Below are 20414 nucleotides of genomic sequence, written 5' to 3' on the forward strand. Positions count from 1 at the left end.
GGGGGGGGGGGGGGGGGGGGGGGGGGGGCCAGGCGGTGGCATACCGATAGCGCTGTACTTCGTCGACACACCCGGCCCTCACCCCAACCCTCTCCCGCCAGCGGGAGAGGGAGCACGCAATTGGTGATCATGGGCCACTGCCCTGGCGCGCCGCCAGCCCGGCTGCGCTAGAATCAGCGCCCAACCCCTGACGCAACCGGAGTCCCCGTGCTGGCCGAACAACGGCAGAAATACATCCTCGACCAGTTGTCCGCCACCGGTGCGCTGGCCATCAGCGAACTGGTGACGGAGCTCGACGTCTCGCGCGAGACGATTCGACGGGACCTGAACGCGCTCGCCTCGCGCGGCCTGCTGGTGCTCACGCACGGCGGGGCGCTGGCGTCGGATCGCACCGAACCGGATACGCAGACGCGCGCCGCCGTCAATGCCGAAGGCAAGCGCGCCATCGGCATGCGGGCGGCCGAGCTGGTGCCGGACGGCGCCTCGCTGATCCTGGACTACGGCACTACCACGCAAGCGGTGGCGCAGGCGCTGCATAGCCATCACAACCTGCTGGTCTATACCAACGACCTGTCGATCGCGCTCCTGCTGGGGCGGCGCAACGGCAACCGCGTGATCGTGCTCGGTGGCGAGCTGCAGGACAACGAGGACGCGACCCATGGCTGGGACACCATCGAGCAGATGTCGCGCTATCACACCGATTTCGCCTTTGTCGGCATCGGCGGCATCACGCCAGGCGGCGAGATCTGCGATTTCTCGCGCGCTGCGGCGGAGCTGCGCAGCCGCATGCTGCTGGCCGCCGACGTGGCCTGCGTGGTGGCGGACCATACCAAGTTCGGGCGCAATACCGGCGTGACCGTGAAACACTTCGAGCAGGCGGCGTGGCTGATCACGGACATGGCGCCGGAGCCGGACCTGGCCGCGGCCATCAAGGCTCGCGGGCCGAAGCTGCTGATTGCCTGAGATCCGGGCGCGTTTGGCGGTTGTCCGCTGATCGAACGGAATTGGGAGGCGGTGGGGCGATCAGGCGGCGTATTCGCCGCAGTCACAGGTGTTTTGACTGTCACATGCCCCACGCTGGTGCTAAAGTGCCACATTGTTCCGACAAGCATGGTAGCCCGTGAATGTCTGGACATCCAAAGACCCACCTTCCGTCAGGCGCAACGCCAGGCGGCACGAGAGACCGGACTCCTACCCGGCAGCGCCGCCAGATTCCAGCACAGCAGAGACAACCCGTGAATTCTCCCTCCCTCGACGCATTCCTGGCCGGGGTTGCCCGCCGCGACCCCAACCAACCTGAATTCCTCCAGGCCGTGAAGGAAGTCATGATGACGCTATGGCCGTTCGTCGAGCGTCATCCCCGCTACGCCGACCAGGCGCTGCTCGAGCGGCTGGTGGAGCCCGAACGCGTGATCCAGTTCCGCGTGGCATGGACCGACGACCAGAACCGCGTGCAGGTGAACCGCGCGTTCCGCGTGCAGCACAGCTCGGCCATCGGCCCGTTCAAGGGCGGCATGCGTTTCCACCCGACCGTGAACCTGTCGGTGCTGAAGTTCCTGGGCTTCGAGCAGACCTTCAAGAACGCGCTGACCACGCTGCCGATGGGCGGTGGCAAGGGCGGTTCCGACTTCGATCCCAAGGGCAAGTCCGATGCAGAGGTGATGCGCTTCTGCCAGGCGCTGGTAACCGAGCTGTACCGCCACCTGGGCCCGGACACCGACATCCCGGCCGGCGACATCGGCGTGGGTGCGCGCGAGGTGGGCTTTATGGCCGGCATGGTGAAGAAGCTCTCGAACCAGTCCGCCTGCGTTTTCACCGGCAAGGGGCTGGCCTTTGGCGGCAGCCTGATGCGTCCGGAAGCCACCGGCTACGGCACGGTCTACTTCGCGCAGGAAATGCTCCATCGCCGCGGCCGCGCGTTCGATGGGCTGCGCGTGCTGATCTCCGGCTCGGGCAACGTGGCGCAGTACGCGGCGGAGAAGGCCATCGAGCTGGGCGCGAAGGTGCTGACTTTGTCCGACTCGGGCGGCGTGCTGCACTATCCGGCCGGCATGACCACCGAACAGCTGGCTGAAGTGATGGCCTTCAAGAACGAGGAGCGCGGCCGCCTGGCGGACTTTGCCGCGCGCCATGGCATGGAGTTCGAGAATGGCCGCACGCCGTGGCATGTGCCCGCCGACGTGGCCCTGCCTTGCGCCACCCAGAACGAACTCGACGGCAACGATGCCGAACGCCTGCTGGCCAACGGCGTCGTCTGCGTGGCCGAGGGCGCCAACATGCCGTCGACGCTGGATGCCGTGGACCGCTTCCTGGCCGCGAAGATCCTCTACGCGCCGGGCAAGGCCAGCAACGCCGGCGGCGTGGCCACCTCCGGCCTGGAAATGTCGCAGAACGCCATGCGCCTGTCCTGGCACCACGCGGAGGTCGACGAGAAGCTGCACGCGATCATGAAGGACATCCACCAGAACTGTATCCATCACGGCCAGAAGGCGGATGGCTACATCAACTACGTGGAAGGCGCGAACGTCGCCGGCTTCGTCAAGGTGGCGGATGCGATGCTGGCGCAGGGCGTGATCTGACAGAAGGGCCGGCGCAATGCCGGGCTCAGACTGCCGACAACGCCCGCATGCTGCCGGTTTGCTCCCCTCTCCCGCTTGCGGGAGAGGGAGCACACAAACGGTTGTCCGCCTGTGGCACTTCAGAACTGGATCGACGCCTGGCCAATGCCCTCGAATTCGGCCGTCACAAGATCGCCAGCCGACGCGGCCAGAATGCCGACCCAGGTGCCGGTGGTGACGACGGTGCCGGCTTTCACGCCCTGGCCAGTCCGTGTGGCGTGGCGCAGCCAGGCCACCAGGCCATGGGCCGGATCGCCCAGGGCATGGGTGCCGCGGCGCTCGATCGTTTCCGCACCAATCTGCACCCGGCAACGCTGCATCGCCCAGTCTCGCGCTGCATAGTCACGCCACTCGCCAAGCACCAGCGCCCCATGGGCCTGCAGGTCGGCCAGCTTCAGCAATGCGGGTGCGGCGACATACTGCTGCCAGCGCGAGTCGACGACCTCTATCGAGACCGCCATCGCGTCGACCAGCGCAGCCGCGCCCGGACCATCGAGGGTGGCGGCCTGCGCCGCGTCCACGTCGTGCCCCAGCCGCAGCGCGATCTCGGCCTCGATGCCGCGCCACGTGAAAGGCCAGTCGCCGGCATGCGCGGGGCTGGCCCACACCCCGGCGGACGGGAGTTCGGCGTGTGTCAATTGCGCCTCGCGTGAAGGCCCTCCGGATTTCCAGTACGCGGCGCCTTTCGGCTGCCAGCCAAGCGAGCGGGCGACGACCGCCTGCACGGCGTAGGCCTGTTCGGGGCTGTCGAGCGCCGTGGCGAAGCTGTCCGCGTCGGCGCAACGGTGCTCGCGCCGTGCGTCGAGCAAGACCCGGGCGACCCTGTCGATATTGGTGGATGTCATGCTTCGGGGAACTCCTTGAATGAGGGATGAAAGTCACTCGGTGACCCGTTCCCGGCAAGCGCGCAGCAGGCTGCGGCACGCTGCCGGCACCGGGCCGATAACGGGAATGGCAAGGCGCGCGCTCAGGGCCTGGGCCGCCCGGCCCAGCGGGCCACCGCCGATCACCACGGCTTGTGCGCCGTCGATTTCCACGCAGGCCCGGACCGCTTCCGCCAGCGCGGCTTCCAGCGCCGCCGGGTCGAGACCAAGCACGCGAGGGTCGCCCTGGGTGAAACGCACGCCGGTGAAGCTGGCCTCGAGTCCGTGGCGCCGCACATTGGCTTCAATCGAAGACGCCAGCAACGGCGTTGTCGTGGCGATGCCGAATCGGCGCCCGTGCCCGGCCGCTTCCCGCATCGCGGCTTCGCCGATACCGACCACCGGCACGGCCAGCCTGCGCCGGAGCGCGTCCGCACCGGGATCGCCGAAGGCGGCAACGATGGCACCGCGCAGCCCGGTGCGCTCCGGACCGGCACCGGGCAGATCCATGGCGCCGACCGCGTCCGCGGCGGCGCGCAGGTTTGCCTCGTCGACAATCATCGGCACCCCGCCTGCCATCGTCACGCCGCGAACTTCCAGGTCGTCGGGAAGCGCGGCACGCGCGAGGTCGACCATCATCTGCGTGGTTGCCGGCGAGGTGTTCGGATTGATCAGCAAGATATGGTTCATCGCAATGCACGGGTCAGGAGCCGCTGGCGTTGGCCGGCCTGCCATCGACGGCGAGACCGGCATCGTCATCGGCGGCGGTGTCGCCCATGGCGCGGCCGAAAGTTTCCGGGGCGAACTGTACGCTCAGTGCGAACACTGCGTACATCGCCGCCAGCATGCTGAACATGCCGCCCACGCCGTAGGATTCGAACACGCGCCCGCTGACCAGCGGTGTCAGCGCGCCGGCCAGCGTGCCGAGTGCGAGGATCAGCGAAGTCCCGAATGCGCGCACATCGGTGGGATATTGCTCCGGGGCAAAAATCCAGATCGAGGTGTTGAGCAGCACCACGCAGAACGTGAAGGCGGCGCCGAACAGCAGCACGAGGGCCACGTTGTAGGTCAGGAAGCCGAAGCATAGTCCGGCCGCGCAGGCCAGTCCCGCGCCCAGCGTCAGCACGCGCTTGCGCGGGATGTGATAGCCGCAGTAGGACGCGGCGAGCGCGCCGAACAGGCTCCCGCTCTGCATCACCATGGTGAAGACGAGACTCTTGGAGATGGTGTAGCCCTGCGACACCAGGATGGTCGGCATCAGCGTCAGCACGGAAATCTGTGCGCCGTATGTCATGGAAACCGCAATCCCGAGCGCAAGCGTGCGCCGTCCCAGCCGGCCGGTGAAGACGTCGCGCAGCCGCACCTTGGCGCGCGGCGCGTCAGCCTGCGCCGATCCCTTGATGTACGGCGTCGGCTCGCCTGCCAGCTTGCCCAGCCGGCCCGAGGCGAGGATCGACAGCACCCGGTTGGCCTCATCCACCCGACCCTTGGACAACAGGAAGCGCGGCGTCTCCGGAACAAAGCGCCGGTAGAACACGACGAAGAACGCCGGGACCACCAGGCAGGCGAACAGCCAGCGCCAGTTGTCCGGGCCCGGGAACATGGCGAAGACGGCCAGGCCGAAGGCCGGCGCCAGCATATTGCCCAGGCCGCCACTGCCCACGCTGACCATGCCCACCGCGGTGCCGCGGAAGCGGGTCGAACACAACTCGGCCAGCATCGTCACGGCAATCGAGATCTCGCCGCCCAGGCCGATGCCGACGATAAAGCGGCCCGCCGCCAGCACGGCGTAGTTCGGCGCCAGCGCGCAGATGATGGCGCCCAGCGTGAACAGCAGCAGGTTTGCACTCAGCATCGTGCGCCTGCCGTAGCGATCGGCGATATAGCCCGAGCCGATGCGTCCCAGCGCGGCGGCACTGAAGGTCAGGGTGTTGAGAAAGCCGATCTGCGCCACTGAAATGCCCCATTGCTCCCGCAACATGGGGCCAACCAGGCCGACCGCGTTCTGCTCGAAGACATCGAACATCACACCCAGCATGATCATGAAGATGATCTTCTTGTGGGAGGCCGTCACGCCGATGCCATCCATTGCCCGATCGAGCTCGTGCTGCTGTGGGGAACTCGACGATTGAACCACTGTTTCTGCGCCCATCTTTGTCTCCTCCTCGTTCGAGGTCGTCACGGTGTATCCGCAAGCTTGTCGCCGCCGTGGCCGGCTGGCGTTTTAGAGCAGCAATAAGAGTTGGTCTCTTCCGCCTCTATTCCAGTGCAGGCGTCGAGTGTGGCGGCCGGCGGGCTTGCAAAGCCTGCTCGGCTGCATACGCCAGCCGTATCAGCACGGCCTCGGAGAAGGGAAGGCCGAGGAACTCCAGGCCGACCGGCACGCCCTGGGGCGCGTTGCGGTCCGGTGCGGAGAAGCCGGCCGGAATCACGATGGCCGGAAAGCCGGTGGCGGACGCGAGCACGCCATTGCGTTCTGCCTGCGTCTGTCCGACCGGCACCACCAGCCGCCGCTGGTGTGGAAATGCCAGTGCGTCGATCCGATGCCGCGCCATCAGCTCCTGCAGCCGCATGCGCAATGCCTGCTGGCGCTGCAGGCGCTCGCGGTATTCCGCTTCCCGGCCGCTCAGCGCCACTGCGGTGGCCAGCGTTCCCGCCACGCTGGGATGCACCGTGCCCGCCGCGATGATGTCCCTGGTCGACCGCACCGGCACGCCGGGTGCTAGCCGGGCCAGGTAGGCGTCGAGATCGTGCTCCATCTCGTAGTGGTGCACGAGCGTCGACGCGAGGAGTTCCTCGGGGCTGATGGCGTCATCAATGGCGACCAGCTCGGCGCCTTGTGCGGCGACGATCGCCAGTGCTTCCTGCATGACGGCGTTGACGGGGCGGTGCGCGTCCCCGTCGCCGAAGAAGTGGCGCAATACCCCAATGCGCGCACCCTTGAGCCCGTCGGGGTCAAGGCAGGCGGCATAGCTCGCCGGAATATGGGGCTCGCCCTGGCTGGTGACCGGGTCTGCCGGGTCGTACCCGGCGATGACGTCGAGCAGTACCGCCGTGTCCGCGACGGTCCGGGTGATAGGTCCGATGGTGTCCTGGGTCAGCCCGCATGGGATGAGGCCGGCGCGGCTGACGAGGCCCATGGTGGGACGCAGGCCGACGAGGTTGTTTGCCGAGGCCGGCGACCGGATCGAGTTGATACCGTCGGTTCCGATCCCGAGCAGGCCGAAGCTGGCCGCGATGCCGGCGCCGGTGCCTCCGCTGGAGCCGCCGGGCGTGCGCGTCAGGTCATAGGGATTGAGGGTCTGGCCGGACAACGTGCTGACTGTCTCGCCACCGGAGGCCAGCTCGTGCAGGTTGGTCTTTGCCAGGATGACGGCGCCTGCCTCGCGCAGCCGACGGATGACGAAGGCGTCGTCCGCGGATATATTGCCGCTCAGGCAGGATGCGCCGGCGGTGGTCTCGATGCCGGCGCACTCGATGTTGTCCTTGACCAGCACCGGAATGCCATGCAGGGGCGCCAGCGCCTGCGACGGATCGCGCCCGGCGGCGGCATCGATGTGCCCGGCCTCGGCCAGCGCCTGCGGGTTGAGCCGGAGGATGCTGCGCAGGGCGGGGCCGTCCTGATCATAGGCAGCGATGCGGTCGAGGTACCCGCGAGCCAGTTGCGGTGCGGTCAGCCTGCCGTCGCGCATCGCGGCGTGGGCGCTGGCAACGGTGGCCTCCACCACGCTGAACGGTGCGTGATTGCCGGGTCCGTCCGGATTCGGTTGCAATGTCATTTGCATCGGGGTCGTTGATGCGCGGCAAGCGGCGCGTGGAGTGTCTGGTCTGCGGGGCAGCGGCTTGCTGCCCCCGCAGCGACTTGTTAGCGATTGACGAGCCTGGCCGGCAGTGTCCAGATGGCGAAGGCGCCAAGGACCAGCATCCCGGCGATCATGAAGTAGGCGCTGTTGCCGCTCTGGGTCACGTCCCGCAGGTAGCCGATCATGTAGCCGCTGGTGAAGCCGGCGAGGTTCCCGATCGAGTTGCTCATGGCGATGGCCGTGGCCGCCGCCGCGCCGCTCAGGAAGGCTGTTGGCAGCGACCAGAACAACGGCGTGCAGGTCAGGATGCCCGCCGCGGCGATCGACAGGAACACCAGTGACAGCGCGGTGTTGTGCATGACCCAAGGCAACGCCAGGAAGCCGATCGCGCCCATCATGCACGGGATGATCAGGTGCCAGCGCCGTTCGCGATGCTTGTCGGCGCTGCGCCCGAAGCAGTACATCGCGACAATGGCCGCCATATAGGGAATTGCGCCCAGCAAGCCGATATGGAACGGGTCGCTGACCCCCGTCGACTTGATAAAGGTGGGCAGCCAGAGGGTGATGCCGTACTGGCCCGTGACGTAGCAGAAGCAGATCAGGCTGATCAGCCATACGCGCGGGTCGGTGAATACCTTGCCAACGCGCGCCTGCGGGTCGGCCGCCTTGGCGTCCTCCGCCTTGGCCTGCTCAAGGACGCGCTTCTCCTCGCTGCTGAGCCACCTGGCCTTGGCAATGGAGTTGTCCAGGTAGTAGAAGCAGAAGCAACCCAGCAGCACGGCCGGAACCGCCTCGATGAAGAACATCCATTGCCACCCCGCCCAGCCTGCGACGCCGCCCATGCTGCCCATCAGGAAGCCGGACAACGGGTTGCCGATGATGCCGGACAGCGGCGAGCCCATGCAGTAGATGGCCATGATCTTGGCGCGCCGGTGCGCCGGATACCAGCAGGACAGGTAGTACACGATGCCCGGCGTAAAGCCGGCCTCGGCCAGGCCAAGCAGGAAGCGCAGCGTGTAGAAGGCGGTCGGCGTCTCCACGAACACGAAACACGCGGAGAGCAGGCCCCACGTGACCATGATGCGCCCGATCCATACCTTGGCGCCGAACCGGTGCAGCGCCAGGTTGCTTGGCACCTCGAACAGGAAGTAGCCGATAAAGAAAATGCCGGCGCCCAGCCCATAGACGGTTTCGCTGAAGCCCAGTTGCTGGGACATCTGGAGCTTTGCAAAACCAACGTTGACACGATCGAGATAAGCGATCAGGAAACAGACCATCAGGAAAGGAACGAGCCGCCAGCTTACCTTGCGATATGTCGCGTCCTCGAACGTCCTGATCTTTGCTCCCGCCTGCAGGGTTGTATCCACAGCGTCTCCTCTGTTTTTTGTCAGGTACGGCAGTGCTGCGCTGATCCTGTCGGGATCAGTCCGTCGGGGGAATCGCGGGCACGCGGCTCGCGGTGCGTGCCAGGCGCCTTCCCCCTCCCGGATGGAAATGGCTGCGTCAGGCTGCGGCCTTGAGCGACAGGGGTGTGGCGTGTGCGGCGAGATAGTCCATGGCGGCAACGGTCCCGCTTGCCGCGACCGGTACGCCCGAGGTCTTCAGCCCCATTTCGCAGCCTGCGAGCGTCCCCATCAGCGTCAGGTCGTTGCAGTCGCCCAGATGGCCGATGCGGAACATGCGGCCTTTCACCTTGCCCAGCCCTGCGCCGAGCGACATATTGAAGCGGTCATAGATGTTCCTGCGCACCACGTCCGCGTCAATGCCCTCGGGCATCATCATGCCGGTGAGCACCGGGCTGTAGACCGCAGGATCCGCGCACTGGATTTCCAGGCCCCAGGCATTGACCGCCCGGCGGCATGCCTCGGCCAGCCGCTGGTGGCGCGCGAACACATTGTCCAGGCCTTCCTCGAGGATCATGTCGAGGGCTTCGGACAGGCCATAGAGCAGGTTCGTGTTGGGCGTGTAGGGCCAGTAGCCGGTCCGGTTCATTTCGATGATTTCATCCCAGCCCCAGAAGGCGCGCGGCAGCCGGGCCTTGCGGGAAGCTTCGATGGCCTTGGGCGACACCGCATTGAAGCTGATGCCGGGCGGCAGCATGAGTCCCTTCTGCGAGCCGGAAACGGTCACGTCCACGCCCCATTCGTCGTGCCGGTAGTCGGCGGAGGCCAGCCCGGAGATCGTGTCGACCAGCAGCAACGCCGGGTGTCCCGCCGCATCGATGGCCTTGCGCACGGCGGCGATGTCCGACGTCACACCGGTCGAGGTCTCGTTGTGCACCACGCATACCGCCTTGATGGCATGACCGGGATCGGCGCGCAGGCGGGCTTCGATCATGTCGGCCTGCACCCCGCGGCGCCAGCCCTCGATTCCCGGCAGGCCGAGAAACTCGGGCCGGATGCCAAGGTTCTCCGCCATCTTCTTCCAGAGCGTGGCGAAGTGACCGGTCTCGAACATCAATACCGTGTCGCCGGGGCTCAGGGTGTTCGACAGCGCGGCTTCCCACGCGCCCGTACCGGAAGCGGGGTAGATCACGACCGGTTGCTCGGTCTTGAAGATCTTCTTGATGCCAGACAGCACCCTGAGGCCCAGCGCCCCGAATTCGGGGCCGCGATGGTCAATGGTCGGATAGCTGATGGCGCGCAGGATGCGATCGGGAACGGGGCTCGGTCCGGGGATCTGAAGGAAGTGGCGACCGGCGGGGTGGAAGTTGGTTTTCAGCATTGACTCCTCCTGTTGAGTTTTGAATACAAAATACTCTAGCAGAAGTGCCGCAGGAAAACAGGTCGGATCCGGCTGGAATTTCGTAGTGTTTACCCGATGAAATAAGGGAGACAGGAGTTTTTGAAGCTGAGTTAAGTATCTGCTAAAATTGAACGCAAACTAAACTACGCTGAATTTGAATGCAAAATTCATCTTCTTTCAGTGCTGTTTCTCCGGTTTCCGCACTACCCAGGGTCGAACGGCAGCGCCTGCATGACACGGTCGTGGGTCAGCTGCGGACATTTATTGTCGAGGGCGTCCTGGAGGCCGGCAGGAAGCTCAACGAACGCGAGTTGTGCGAGAGCCTGGGCATCTCCCGCACACCGCTGCGCGAAGCCATGAAGGTGCTGGCGGCAGAGGGGCTGATCGAGATCTCGCCCAACCGGGGGGCGACGGTATCGCGCCTGTCGCCGACGGAGATCCAGGACACCTTCGAGTTGATGAGCGGCCTGGAGGCCTTGTCCGGCGAACTGGCCTGCGAGCGCATCACGGCCGTCGAGCTGGCGGAACTCAAGGCGCTGCACTATGCGATGCTGGCATGCCGGGCCAACGAAGACTTGCCCGGCTATTACCGCCTCAACCACCAGATCCATGACCGCATCAACGAAGCGGCCCGCAATTCCGCGTTGCGCCAGACCTATCTGGCGGTAAACCGGAGGCTGCAGGCGCTGCGCTTCCGCTCGAACTATCAGAAGCCGAAATGGGACAGTGCCGTCCATGACCATGAGGAGATGCTGGCGGCGCTCGAAGCGCGCGACGGCAAGCGGATGGCCGCGATCCTGCGCCAGCATCTGCTGGACAAGCGCGATGCCGTTCTCCTCATTCAGTCGAGCGAGGCCGGCGAAACGTCAGGCACATAGCGCAGGGTGCCGGAGCTTCCACAGCCGTACCCCCACCGGGTGGGGGTTTGCCGGACTAGCCTGGCACCGCAACTGACGTTAATATCGCGTGCACGGCGGGCCCTGCAGGGCCCGTTCACATGACGGCGCCCCCGGGACGATCACAAGGATCACGGCGGCGCCGTGCGACACCGCAGGAGAGACCGGATCGCCACCAGGGAATGGGGCATCCGGCGCCGATGGAGCAACCGCCCCGGAAACTCTCAGGCACACAGGACTGTGGCGTCGCAGCAAAAATCTGGAGAGAGGCACGCCCGCTTGAAGAATGGCGTGCTCACCGAAGGGGACGGCGGCAACCGCAAGGTTACGCCGAAGCTCTCAGGTCACAGGACAGATGGGGCAGGGGACCGCGCTCGCGGTCATATCGAACCTTGCCAGAGAGTCTGTCATGTCTCATATCATCGTCATTGGCGCCGGCATTACCGGCGTCACCACCGCCTATACCCTCGCCAACCTCGGCTATCGCGTGTCCGTGCTGGATCGTCATCACTATCCGGCGATGGAAACGTCGTTCGCCAATGGTGGCCAGCTGTCCGCCTGCAACGCCGAGGTCTGGAACAATGCCGGCACCTTGCTCAAGGGCCTGAAGTGGATGATGCGGCGCGACGCGCCGCTGCTGCTCAACCCGCGTCCGTCGTGGCACAAGTATTCGTGGCTCGGCGAGTTTGTCGGGCATCTGCGCGGCTATCGCGCCAACACCATCGAGACCACGCGCCTGGCCATCGCCGCGCGCCAGCACCTGTTCGACATGGCCGAGCGCGAGCAGATCGATTTCAACCTGGAACGCCGCGGCATCCTGCACTTCTATCACGACCGCGCCAGCTTCGAGGCGGCCGGCCGCACCAACCAGATGCTGGTGGAAGGCGGGCTGGAACGCTATGCGGTCACGCCGGAAGAGATGCGTTCCATCGAGCCCACCTTGCAGGGCAACTACTACGGCGGCTACTTCACGCCATCGGATTCCACCGGCGACATCCACAAGTTCACGCGTGGACTGGCGCGTGCGTGCGAGCGCCTTGGCGTGGCGTTCGTGCAGGGCGTGGATGTGCGTGCCATCCGGATGGAGTCCGGCGGCGTGCGGATGAAGCTGTCGCCATCGGAAGCCGCCCTCGCAAGCGGAGAGCCGGGCGGCGACCGCGAGATCAGCGGCACGGCCCTGGTGGTCTGTGCCGGTGTGGGTAGCCGGCAGATCGGCGCCATGCTGGGCGACCGCCTCAACGTCTATCCGGTCAAGGGCTATTCGATCACCGTGCATCTCGACGACGCGCGCAGCGTAGAGCATGCGCCGTGGGTCAGCCTGCTCGACGAGAGCGCCAAGATCGTCACCAGCCGGCTGGGCCCGGACCGCTTCCGCGTGGCGGGCACGGCGGAATTCAACGGCCACAACCGCGATATCCGGGCCGACCGCATCGCGCCGCTGGTGTCCTGGGTGCGCCGCAATTTCAGCATCGAAACCTCGCGCGCAGTACCCTGGGCGGGGCTGCGTCCGATGATGCCTGACATGATGCCGCGCGTGGCGCGCGGCAGGGCCACGCGGGTGTTCTACAACACCGGCCACGGCCACCTTGGCTGGACGCTGTCGGCCGCTACCGCGGCGATGATCGGGCAGACCATTGCCGCAAGCCATCCGGTGCACTGAGGCGCCGGCCATGCGCCGGCTTGAACGCGCCCTGGTTTGGCACTAAGTTGGATTCACCCGCGCGGGTGAATTCACGGTTTTCGCGCGGTGCCGAACCAGGAGCACACATGGTCAGCGCACTTTCCATCGTCAAGACCGCCTACGACGCCTTCGGGCGCGGCGATGTCGCGGCCATTCTCGATCTGGTTGCCGACAAGGTCGACTGGAAGCTGGTGGGGCCGCCCGCCATTCCCTATGCCGGACAGCGCAACAACAAGGAGGAGGTGGCGCGCTTCTTCGCGGAGGTTGCGCAAGCGGATGACCTGCAACTCTTCGAGCCGCGCGAGTTTATCGAAGCTGGCGAGCATGTGACCGTGCTGGGCTTCGAACGGGGCATGACACGCCCGGAAGGCAAGCCGTTCGAAACCGAGTGGATCCACGTCTTCACGATACGCGACGGCAAGGTGACGCGCTGGCGCGGCTTTTACGACACCGCGGCGCGTTTCCTCTAGGCGCCGGCGCCGGCGCCGGCGTCGGCTCGGGCACCCCGGGCGTGGGTGCCCCTTTTACTTGCTCCCGTCACGCGCGTCGCCACCCAGCGGATCGACGATGATCATGGTGCGGTCCAGCACGCCGCGATCATCAAAGTAAGCGCTGAAGTGCGCCGGCAGGTACGAACCCGCATAGAGGCGGTAGGACCAGGCCTCGCGCTTGAGGAGCGGATAGTACTGGACCGGTTCCTTCGGCGTGCCAAAACGCTCGAGCACGTCCTGCTTGGTCCAGACGCCCGGCCGTGCCTCGTAAATCTCTTTCTCGGTCAGCATCTGGCGGAAGTTCGTCAGCTTGCCGCCGGCGTCGAAATCCGCAGCATAGACTTCGAACCCCAGCGGCTGCTTCGAGTAGATCCAGCGGCTGGTGCCGCCTGCAAGCTGGTAGGTCTCGGTCGGCGTGCCGAAGGTATCGCGCACGGAACTTTGCGGGCTGCCTATCATTTTCTGCGCCGTCTCCACGGGTTGAAGCGTGGCGCAGGCGCTCAGCGCGATTGCTGCGGCGCCGATCAGGCTGGCTAGGCGAAATAGCATGACGCATCTCCGGTGTGGATGTGGTTGGCGTGCACGGGGCAGGGACTTGTTCAGCATAGTTCACGCGGGCATGTTTGCTGCGCGCGGGGCCCCGATGGATAAACAATCGGGCGAAGGGAAATATTCCATCCCGGCGGCTGCGGATCGGCAAAAGCCGTGCTACCAACCTCCCTGCCACTTCGACTAAGGCGTGTGCTCACCCACCGCCGGCACAAAGTCTTCGCCCTGCGGCAACCCCAGCGAAAACTTCACCGGGAAATTCAGGGCGATGGCGTTCTCCGCCGGCAGATGCCGGATCATCTCCCGCGCCCGCACATGCGGATCGTCGAACAGCTCGCCGGCCCCGAGCGCTGGCGAGAATGGAATGTCCAGCGGTGCAAAGCATTCAGCCCACTGCGCAAGGCTGCGCGTGAGGAAGATCCTCGCGAGCAAGCCGTTCACCTCCGGCTTGTTCTGCTGGCGCGCCGCACGGGATGCGAAGCGTGGGTCAAGCAGGGCGGGGAAGTCCCTCCCGAGGGCATCGCCCAGGTTCAGCCAGAACTTGTTCTCGAGGATGCCCATGGCCAGGTAGCGGCCGTCGCGTGTCTGGAACAGGTCGTTCTCCGGCATTACCGTCGGCGATTCGCGCGGACGGTCCTCATAGCTGCGCGCGGCCCAGGCGCCATGCGCGGTCCACGACAGGATGGCGTCGTGGATCGACACATCAAGATGCTGGCCATGCCCGTTCTGCCGCGCGCTCATGACCGCCACCGCGAGGGCCAGCGCCGCGTAGCCCGAGGCGGCATAGTCGGAAATCCGCGCACGCGGGCGCGAAACCTTGTCATCCACCTGTACTGGCACCGACCAGTAGCCGGCAAGCGCCAGGTAGTTCAGGTCATGGCCGGCATGGTCGGCATAAGGGCCGGTCTGGCCGAAGCCGGAAATGGAGCACAGCACGATGGCAGGATTGACTGCGGCCAGCGCCTCGTAGCCCAGGCCAAGACGCTGCATCACGCCCGGCCGGAAGCCTTCGACCACGGCATCCGCTTCGCGCACGAGGTCGAGAAACGCCGTGCGCCCGGCTTCGGCCTTGAGGTCGAGCGCGACCGAAGGCTTGCCGCGGTTGAATTGCGCATACACCGCCGGCCCGAGCTGGCGCGAGCTGTCGCCGACGCCCGGCTGCTCGACCTTGATCACGTCCGCCCCCAATTGCATCAGCAGGCTCGTCGCGTGAGGACCGGGCAGCAGCTGGCTGACATCGATGATCCTGACGTCCTTGAGGCAGGACCATTCCGGTTTCATGTTTTGCATTCCCTGGGTCAGCTGATATCGCCGTCCATGCCGATCGACTTCATCAGCTCGCCGTAGCGCGCCGAGTCGTTGGCCACCATGGTGTTGAACTGCGCGGGTGAAGCGCTGCGGCGCAGCTCGCCGGCATTGGCCTTGAGCTGGGCGTCCAGGCGGCCGTTGGCCTGCAGCGTGGTGAGCGCGGAGAAGAACAGCTGCGTGAGTTCCGCCGGCAGGTGTGCCGGGGCGAACAGGCCGCTCCAGTTGTCGATGACGAAGCCAGGCGGCAAGACCTCGGCCAGCGTCGGCACCTCGGGGAAATACGGGGAGCGCGCCGCCGACGACACCGCCAGCGCCCGCACCTGCCCGTTGCGCAGATACTGGGTGGCGGTGGCGAGCACCGGCATGCCGAACTGCGTCTGGCCGCCCAGCATGGACGAGAGGATTTCCGGCGCGCCTTTGTACGGGATGTGCACGGCGTCGCAGCCGTTCTGGTGGAGCAGCGCTTCCACGGCCAGATGGGCGATGCTGCCCTTGCCGCCCGAGCCATAGTTGAACTTGCCCGGTGCCTTCTTCATGGCGGCGATCAGTTCGCCCGCGGTCTTGTACGGCGAAGCCGCCGGCACGACCAGCGCCGTCGGCCCGCCGGAGATGGCGGCGATGGAGGTGAAGTCGTGCGCGGCGTCGTATGGCACCTTGCGGTACATGTGCACGTTGATGACATGCGTGTTGGCAAGGATGCCGAGCGTATAGCCGTCCGGCGCGGCACGCTTGAGCGCGTTGGCGCCGATGATGCCGCCGGCGCCGGGCATGTTCTCCACCACCAGCGGCTGGCCCAGCCTGGCGCCCAGCTCCGCGGAGAGCGTGCGGGCGATATTGTCGGGGGAGCTGCCCGCCAGGAACGGGACGATCAGCCGGATCGGACGGTTGGGGTAGGGCGCGGCGGCACGCGCCGGCAGCAGCATGCTGCCCAGGGCTGCCGCGCCTGTCGTGGCAAGCCATTCTCGGCGATTCATGAGAAGTCTCCGTCTAATGTTTTGTTCAGCAGGCGGGCGTCTACGCCCGCGCCTGCAGCGGTTCGAGGATCGCGCGCGCGATGGTGTTGCGCTGGATCTCGCTGGTGCCGGTGAAGATGCGGAACATGCGCAGCTTGCGGAAGGTCTGCTCGATCGGATGGCCGCGCGTGACGCCGACATTGCCATGGATCTGCACGGCCTTGTCGGCCACTTCAAAGCAGCGCTCCGAGACGAACAGCTTGCACGCCGCGGCCTTCATGCGCAGGTCGGCGCCGCTGTCGGCCAGCGCGGCGGTGTGGGCAATCATGCTTTCGCATGCCCACAGCGCGGCGGCCATGTCGGCGAGCATATGCTGGATCGCCTGGAAGCGTGCGATCGGTCCGCCGAACTGGCGCCGCTGGCCGGCGTATTCGACCGAAGCTTCGTAGGCCCGTGTCGCCAGCCCGAGCATGGTCGGGCAGTGCAGCAGGCGATTGACGTTGATACGCGACATGCCCAGCTTGAAGCCGTTGCCCTCGCCCCCGAAGATATTGGCGCGCGGCACCCGCACGTTTTCGAAGGTGATGTCCGCATCGATGTGCTGCCCGGACATTGGCACATACTCGCTGCTCACGGTCACGCCCGGCAGATCCAGGTCTACCAGTACCGCGGTGATGGCGGGCGGCGTGGTGCCGGCGTCGGTGATGCACATGACGATGGCAAAGTCGGCAAAGGGCGCGCCGCTGATGTAGTGCTTGCAGCCGTTGATGACCAGCGCATCGCCGTCCGCGACAGCCGTGGTGGAGATGCTCTGCGCGTCGGAGCCCGAATGCGGCTCCGTCAGCGCGAAGCAGGTCGATTTCTCGCCGCGGATCACCGGTTCGAAGTATTGCTTCAGCTGTGCGGGCGTGGCGTACTTGAGCATGTTGCCCACGCGCGGCGGACCGCCCAGGTCGCCCAGCACATGCGGCGCAAGCACGGATCCGCTGGCGGCAAGGTCGGCCTTGAGCGCGCATTGCTCCTGGATGTTCAGGCCCTTGCCGCCCAGCGCCTGCGGCAGGCAGGCGGCGTAGTAGCCAAGCTCGCTGGATCGGCGCCAGATGCCGCGCAGCGTTTCGCGTGGCCACTGGTCCTCGGAGCCCAGCCCCAGCTCGCGCTCGAGCGGCAGCAGTTCTTCGTCGATAAAGCGGCGGATGCCCGCGCGCGTCTCGGCCAGCACCGGATTGGTCAGGTGGTCGAACATGGCGATCCTCCTCAGTTGACGCGGCGCGACGCGCCTTGCCAGTAGCGTTCCCGCACCAGCTTGCGGGCAAGCTTGCCGCTGGCGTTCTTGGGCAGCTCGGCAACGAAATCGACCGAACGCGGCGACTTGTAGTCGGCGATGCGGGCCCGGCAATGCGCGATGAGTTCCTGCGCGCTGGCCTGGCGGCCGGGCCTTAGCGTCACCACGGCCTTGACGCTTTCGCCCCAGGTATCGTCGGGCACGCTGATCACGCAAGCCTCCATCACGTCGGGATGCTGGTACAGGGTGGCCTCGACTTCGGTCGGATACACGTTGAAGCCGCCGGAGATGATCATGTCCTTCTTGCGGTCGACCAGGTAGATGTAGCCATCCTCATCCACGCGGGCCATGTCGCCGGTGCGCAGCCAGCCGTCGACAATGGCTTCCTGCGTCAGCACCGGCTCGCCCCAGTAACCCTGGAACACGTCTTCGCCGCGAATCACCAGCTCGCCGATGGCATCGCCCGAAACCTCGCGCCCGTGCTCGTCGACCACGCGCACCTCGGTCTCGCCAAGCGCCCGCCCGCACGACGCGAGCCGTTCCGGCTTGTGGGTGATCGCCAGGGCATGGTCCGCGGTCGACAGGCGCGTGACGCCGGACGTGGATTCGCTGGCGCCATAGCCCTGCGACAGGATCGGGCCGATGCGCTCCCATGCCTCGCGGATGCGAGCCGGGGCCATCGGCGCCGCGCCGTAGGCCAGCGTCCTGAGGCTGCTCAGGTTAGCGCTGGCCAGCGCCGGCTCGGCCAGCAGCATGTTGATCATGGCCGGCACCATGAAGACGTGGGTGATGCGCAGCCTGGCCACCTCCGCCAGGAAGTGCGCCGGCTCGAACTTGTCGAACAGCGCCAGCGTCGCGCCAGAATAGAGGTAGGGCTGCATCAGCATGCCGGAGGCATGGGTGACGGGGCCGATCAACGCCAGCCGGTCGCCCGGCCGTGCAGGGCGATCCATGCCCTGCAGCATTTTGCGCAGCGCCGCCATGCGGTTGCCGTAGCTCTGCATGGCCGCCTTGATCTTGCCGGTGGAACCGGACGAGAAATGCAACACGGCAAGGTCGTCCGCCTCCGGCGTGATATCCGGTGCGGTGGTGCCGGCTTCGGCCAGCAATGCCTCATAGCTGAGATAGCCCGGCGCTGATTCGCCAATGGCCACGAAGGTCTCGACCGAGCCAAAACCGGCCGTTGCGGACGAATAGCCGGTGTAGCCCGGCCCGGCAATCAGCACGCGCGGGGTGCAGTTCTCGACCACATCCGTCGCCTCAGCCGCCGTAAACCGTGGGTTGAGCGCCGCCTTCACGAGCCCGGCCTTGTACAGCGCGCACTCGAGCTCGACCAGTTCCGGACGATTGCGGGACTGGACCGCCACGCGGTCGCCCCTGGCCAGGCCGAGGCCGAGCAGGGCATTGGCCAGCCGCGTCGAACGCTCATCCAGTTGCCGGTAGGTGAGCACCTTGTCCTGGTACAGGACGGCGGGCTGATCGCCCCAGTAGCGCGCCGCGCGGCGCAGGAAATATGCAAAGCCCACTGGTGTCTCCATGGTGATGATTGGCCGTAGTCTGTAAGATGCCAGGCATCACTACAATGTGGTGTTGGCTATAAAGACATAACCAATGGGAATGTGACGATGGAGACAAGGGATATCGAGTACATCCTCGCGGTTGCCGCCCAGGGCGGAATCGGCAGGGCCGCGGACGCAATCGGGATCAGCCAGCCGGCACTGACCAAGGCCGTGCAGCGGGTGGAGGCGCAGATCGGCCTGCCGCTGTTCGAGCGCACCGCCAACGGCATGACCCCGACTCACGCCGGGGCGGTCTTCCTCGAGCGCGCGCGGCGTATCCGCCTGGAATATGAAGATGGCCTGAAGGAAATGCAGGGCATCCGCACCGGCGAGCTGGGTGTGCTGCGCATGGGCTATTCGCCGTCCATCCCCAGCACGCTCGTGCTGGGCGCATGCCGCCAGCTGCTCCGCGAGCGGCCGGTCGCAAGGCTACGCCTGCGCAGGCGCCTGGCGCGCGACCTGATGGACTTGCTGCTGGCGGGAGAACTCGATATCGCGGTGGCTCCGGTGCCAGCGCGGGCGGCGGGCGAGTTCGCCGTACAGGAATTGTTCGATGACCGCCTGGTCGTGGTGGCCGATGAAAACCACCCGCTGCAACGCCGCCGCAAGCTGCGGCTGGCCGACCTCGCCACGCAGGAATGGCTGCTGCCGGAGTCTCATATCACCTTGCGCCAGCAGCTTGACGCCGCCTTTCGCCAGCAGGGCCTGCCCGGCCCGAACCTGCGCATCGAGATCGATTTCGGCAGCGCCTCGCTGTATCACCTGATGCAGGGCTCGCAGATGCTGAGCATCTCGAGCGAGAGTGGCGATGCCATGCAATACGGGCTGCGGCCCCTCAATCTCGGCGTCGAGGAGCTGGACTTCCGGCGGCGCATCGGCGTGATTTCACGCGCGGGCGCCTATCTTTCGCCGCTCGCGCAGCGCATGACTGTGCTGCTGACGGAGCAGAAGCGCTGAGCGTTCGTCGGGCACCTCAGAGCTCCAGCACCAGCCTTCTTCACCCGAAAGGGGCAGGTCTGGTCCTGCAGGCGCAATCTGCCGGTGTTCGCGCCGCGCTCGGGCTTTGCCCGTCAGGTACGAAAATCGTCACCACGACACGGTAGACTTCGCGGCATCCTGTCCTTCCCACGGAGTCACCATGTCATCGCTCGCAACCCTGCCCGTATGGTTCGTCTGGGCTCTCATGTCAGCCATCTTTGCCGCGCTCACCGCGATCTTCGCGAAGATCGGCCTGGTCGGCATCGATTCCGACATGGCGACGCTGGTGCGCGTCGTGATCATCGTGGGCGTGCTTGCGCTGTTCGTGGCCGGCACCGGGAAGTGGACCGATCCGCGTGCGTTCTCCGGCAAGAACTGGACCTTCCTGAGCTTGTCCGCGCTGGCGACCGGCGCCTCCTGGGTCTGCTATTTCCGGGCGCTGCAGATCGGTGAGGCCTCGAAGGTGGCGCCAGTCGACAAGTTCAGCCTGGTGCTGGTTGCCGTCTTCGCTGTGCTGTTCCTGGGCGAACGCCCCGCGCCAAGAGAGTGGCTTGGCATTGGCCTGGTGGCGACGGGCGTCCTGGTGCTGAGCCTGCGCCGTTGACCTTCGTCAGTCGGATGGGCTGGCCTCAGGGCCGCATCATGGTGGCGCCGGTCATTTCCGGTGGCGGCCGGTGGCTCGCCAGGG

General features: G+C 66.2%; 18 protein-coding genes and 1 riboswitch. Of the genes, 7 read left to right on the forward strand and 11 right to left on the reverse strand.

The genetic code is table 11. The features are described 5' to 3' along the window. Positions 1 to 207 precede the first annotated feature (207 nt). Both RM96_RS34630 and gdhA read left to right on the forward strand, forming a co-directional pair. Entirely contained in the window at positions 208 to 963 is a 756-nt protein-coding gene (locus tag RM96_RS34630) for a DeoR/GlpR family DNA-binding transcription regulator (RefSeq protein ID WP_039016283.1), read from the forward strand. Positions 964 to 1235: 272 nt separating this feature from the next. Next, complete coding sequence (gdhA, locus tag RM96_RS34635) at positions 1236 to 2579, forward strand: NADP-specific glutamate dehydrogenase (RefSeq protein WP_039016284.1); 1344 nt, start codon at positions 1236 to 1238, stop codon at positions 2577 to 2579. 119 nt (positions 2580 to 2698) lie between these two features. On the opposite strand, the gene RM96_RS34640 is transcribed toward gdhA, so the two are convergent. The 6 genes from RM96_RS34640 to RM96_RS34665 all read right to left on the reverse strand — a co-directional run bounded on the left by RM96_RS34640 (position 2699) and on the right by RM96_RS34665 (position 10008). Beyond that, positions 2699 to 3463, reverse strand: a complete 765-nt coding sequence (locus RM96_RS34640; RefSeq protein WP_039016285.1) for a fumarylacetoacetate hydrolase family protein — start codon at positions 3461 to 3463, stop codon at positions 2699 to 2701. A gap of 33 nt (positions 3464 to 3496) precedes the next feature. Next, positions 3497 to 4171: an aspartate/glutamate racemase family protein gene (locus tag RM96_RS34645; protein ID WP_039016419.1), complete on the reverse strand. Its 675-nt coding sequence runs from the start codon at positions 4169 to 4171 to the stop codon at positions 3497 to 3499. A gap of 13 nt (positions 4172 to 4184) precedes the next feature. Beyond that, entirely contained in the window at positions 4185 to 5633 is a 1449-nt protein-coding gene (locus RM96_RS34650; RefSeq protein ID WP_039016286.1) for an MFS transporter, read from the reverse strand. A gap of 106 nt (positions 5634 to 5739) precedes the next feature. Continuing rightward, positions 5740 to 7260 (reverse strand): amidase family protein, encoded by a 1521-nt coding sequence (locus RM96_RS34655; RefSeq protein ID WP_238587509.1) that lies wholly within the window; start codon positions 7258 to 7260, stop codon positions 5740 to 5742. A gap of 86 nt (positions 7261 to 7346) precedes the next feature. Beyond that, positions 7347 to 8651 carry an MFS transporter gene (locus RM96_RS34660; RefSeq protein WP_039016288.1) on the reverse strand — a complete coding sequence of 435 codons (1305 nt, stop codon included), beginning with the start codon at positions 8649 to 8651 and terminating at the stop codon, positions 7347 to 7349. 136 nt (positions 8652 to 8787) lie between these two features. Continuing rightward, positions 8788 to 10008: a pyridoxal-phosphate-dependent aminotransferase family protein gene (locus RM96_RS34665; protein ID WP_039016289.1), complete on the reverse strand. Its 1221-nt coding sequence runs from the start codon at positions 10006 to 10008 to the stop codon at positions 8788 to 8790. A gap of 179 nt (positions 10009 to 10187) precedes the next feature. Between RM96_RS34665 and RM96_RS34670 the strand changes: the two genes are divergently transcribed. The 3 genes from RM96_RS34670 to RM96_RS34680 all read left to right on the forward strand — a co-directional run bounded on the left by RM96_RS34670 (position 10188) and on the right by RM96_RS34680 (position 13076). Further along, positions 10188 to 10907, forward strand: a complete 720-nt coding sequence (locus RM96_RS34670; RefSeq protein ID WP_039016290.1) for a GntR family transcriptional regulator — start codon at positions 10188 to 10190, stop codon at positions 10905 to 10907. A gap of 163 nt (positions 10908 to 11070) precedes the next feature. Beyond that, positions 11071 to 11176, forward strand: a riboswitch (glycine riboswitch). A gap of 158 nt (positions 11177 to 11334) precedes the next feature. Continuing rightward, positions 11335 to 12585: a D-amino acid dehydrogenase gene (locus RM96_RS34675; protein ID WP_039016291.1), complete on the forward strand. Its 1251-nt coding sequence runs from the start codon at positions 11335 to 11337 to the stop codon at positions 12583 to 12585. Positions 12586 to 12692: 107 nt separating this feature from the next. Further along, positions 12693 to 13076 (forward strand): nuclear transport factor 2 family protein, encoded by a 384-nt coding sequence (locus tag RM96_RS34680; RefSeq protein WP_039016292.1) that lies wholly within the window; start codon positions 12693 to 12695, stop codon positions 13074 to 13076. A 54-nt stretch (positions 13077 to 13130) separates the two neighbouring features. Here RM96_RS34680 and RM96_RS34685 read toward each other — a convergent pair whose 3' ends face one another. From RM96_RS34685 to RM96_RS34705, 5 genes are all read right to left on the reverse strand, one after another. Next, positions 13131 to 13646: a membrane protein gene (locus RM96_RS34685; RefSeq protein ID WP_039016293.1), complete on the reverse strand. Its 516-nt coding sequence runs from the start codon at positions 13644 to 13646 to the stop codon at positions 13131 to 13133. Positions 13647 to 13829: 183 nt separating this feature from the next. After that, entirely contained in the window at positions 13830 to 14927 is a 1098-nt protein-coding gene (locus RM96_RS34690; protein ID WP_039016294.1) for a CaiB/BaiF CoA transferase family protein, read from the reverse strand. 17 nt (positions 14928 to 14944) lie between these two features. Further along, positions 14945 to 15928 (reverse strand): tripartite tricarboxylate transporter substrate binding protein, encoded by a 984-nt coding sequence (locus tag RM96_RS34695; RefSeq protein WP_039016295.1) that lies wholly within the window; start codon positions 15926 to 15928, stop codon positions 14945 to 14947. A 40-nt stretch (positions 15929 to 15968) separates the two neighbouring features. Then, entirely contained in the window at positions 15969 to 17150 is a 1182-nt protein-coding gene (locus RM96_RS34700; protein WP_039016296.1) for an acyl-CoA dehydrogenase family protein, read from the reverse strand. A gap of 11 nt (positions 17151 to 17161) precedes the next feature. Next, positions 17162 to 18715, reverse strand: a complete 1554-nt coding sequence (locus RM96_RS34705) for an AMP-binding protein (RefSeq protein ID WP_039016297.1) — start codon at positions 18713 to 18715, stop codon at positions 17162 to 17164. 99 nt (positions 18716 to 18814) lie between these two features. Between RM96_RS34705 and RM96_RS34710 the strand changes: the two genes are divergently transcribed. Together RM96_RS34710 and RM96_RS34715 are read left to right on the forward strand one after the other, a co-directional pair. Continuing rightward, positions 18815 to 19705 carry a LysR family transcriptional regulator gene (locus RM96_RS34710; RefSeq protein ID WP_039016298.1) on the forward strand — a complete coding sequence of 297 codons (891 nt, stop codon included), beginning with the start codon at positions 18815 to 18817 and terminating at the stop codon, positions 19703 to 19705. 181 nt (positions 19706 to 19886) lie between these two features. Continuing rightward, the gene (locus RM96_RS34715; protein WP_039016299.1) at positions 19887 to 20330 is read left to right on the forward strand and encodes an EamA family transporter; all 444 of its coding nucleotides are present in this window, start codon (positions 19887 to 19889) and stop codon (positions 20328 to 20330) included. Positions 20331 to 20414: the final 84 nt, after the last annotated feature.

This window comes from Cupriavidus sp. IDO (genome assembly GCF_000812465.1).
Classification (GTDB): Bacteria; Pseudomonadota; Gammaproteobacteria; order Burkholderiales; family Burkholderiaceae; genus Cupriavidus.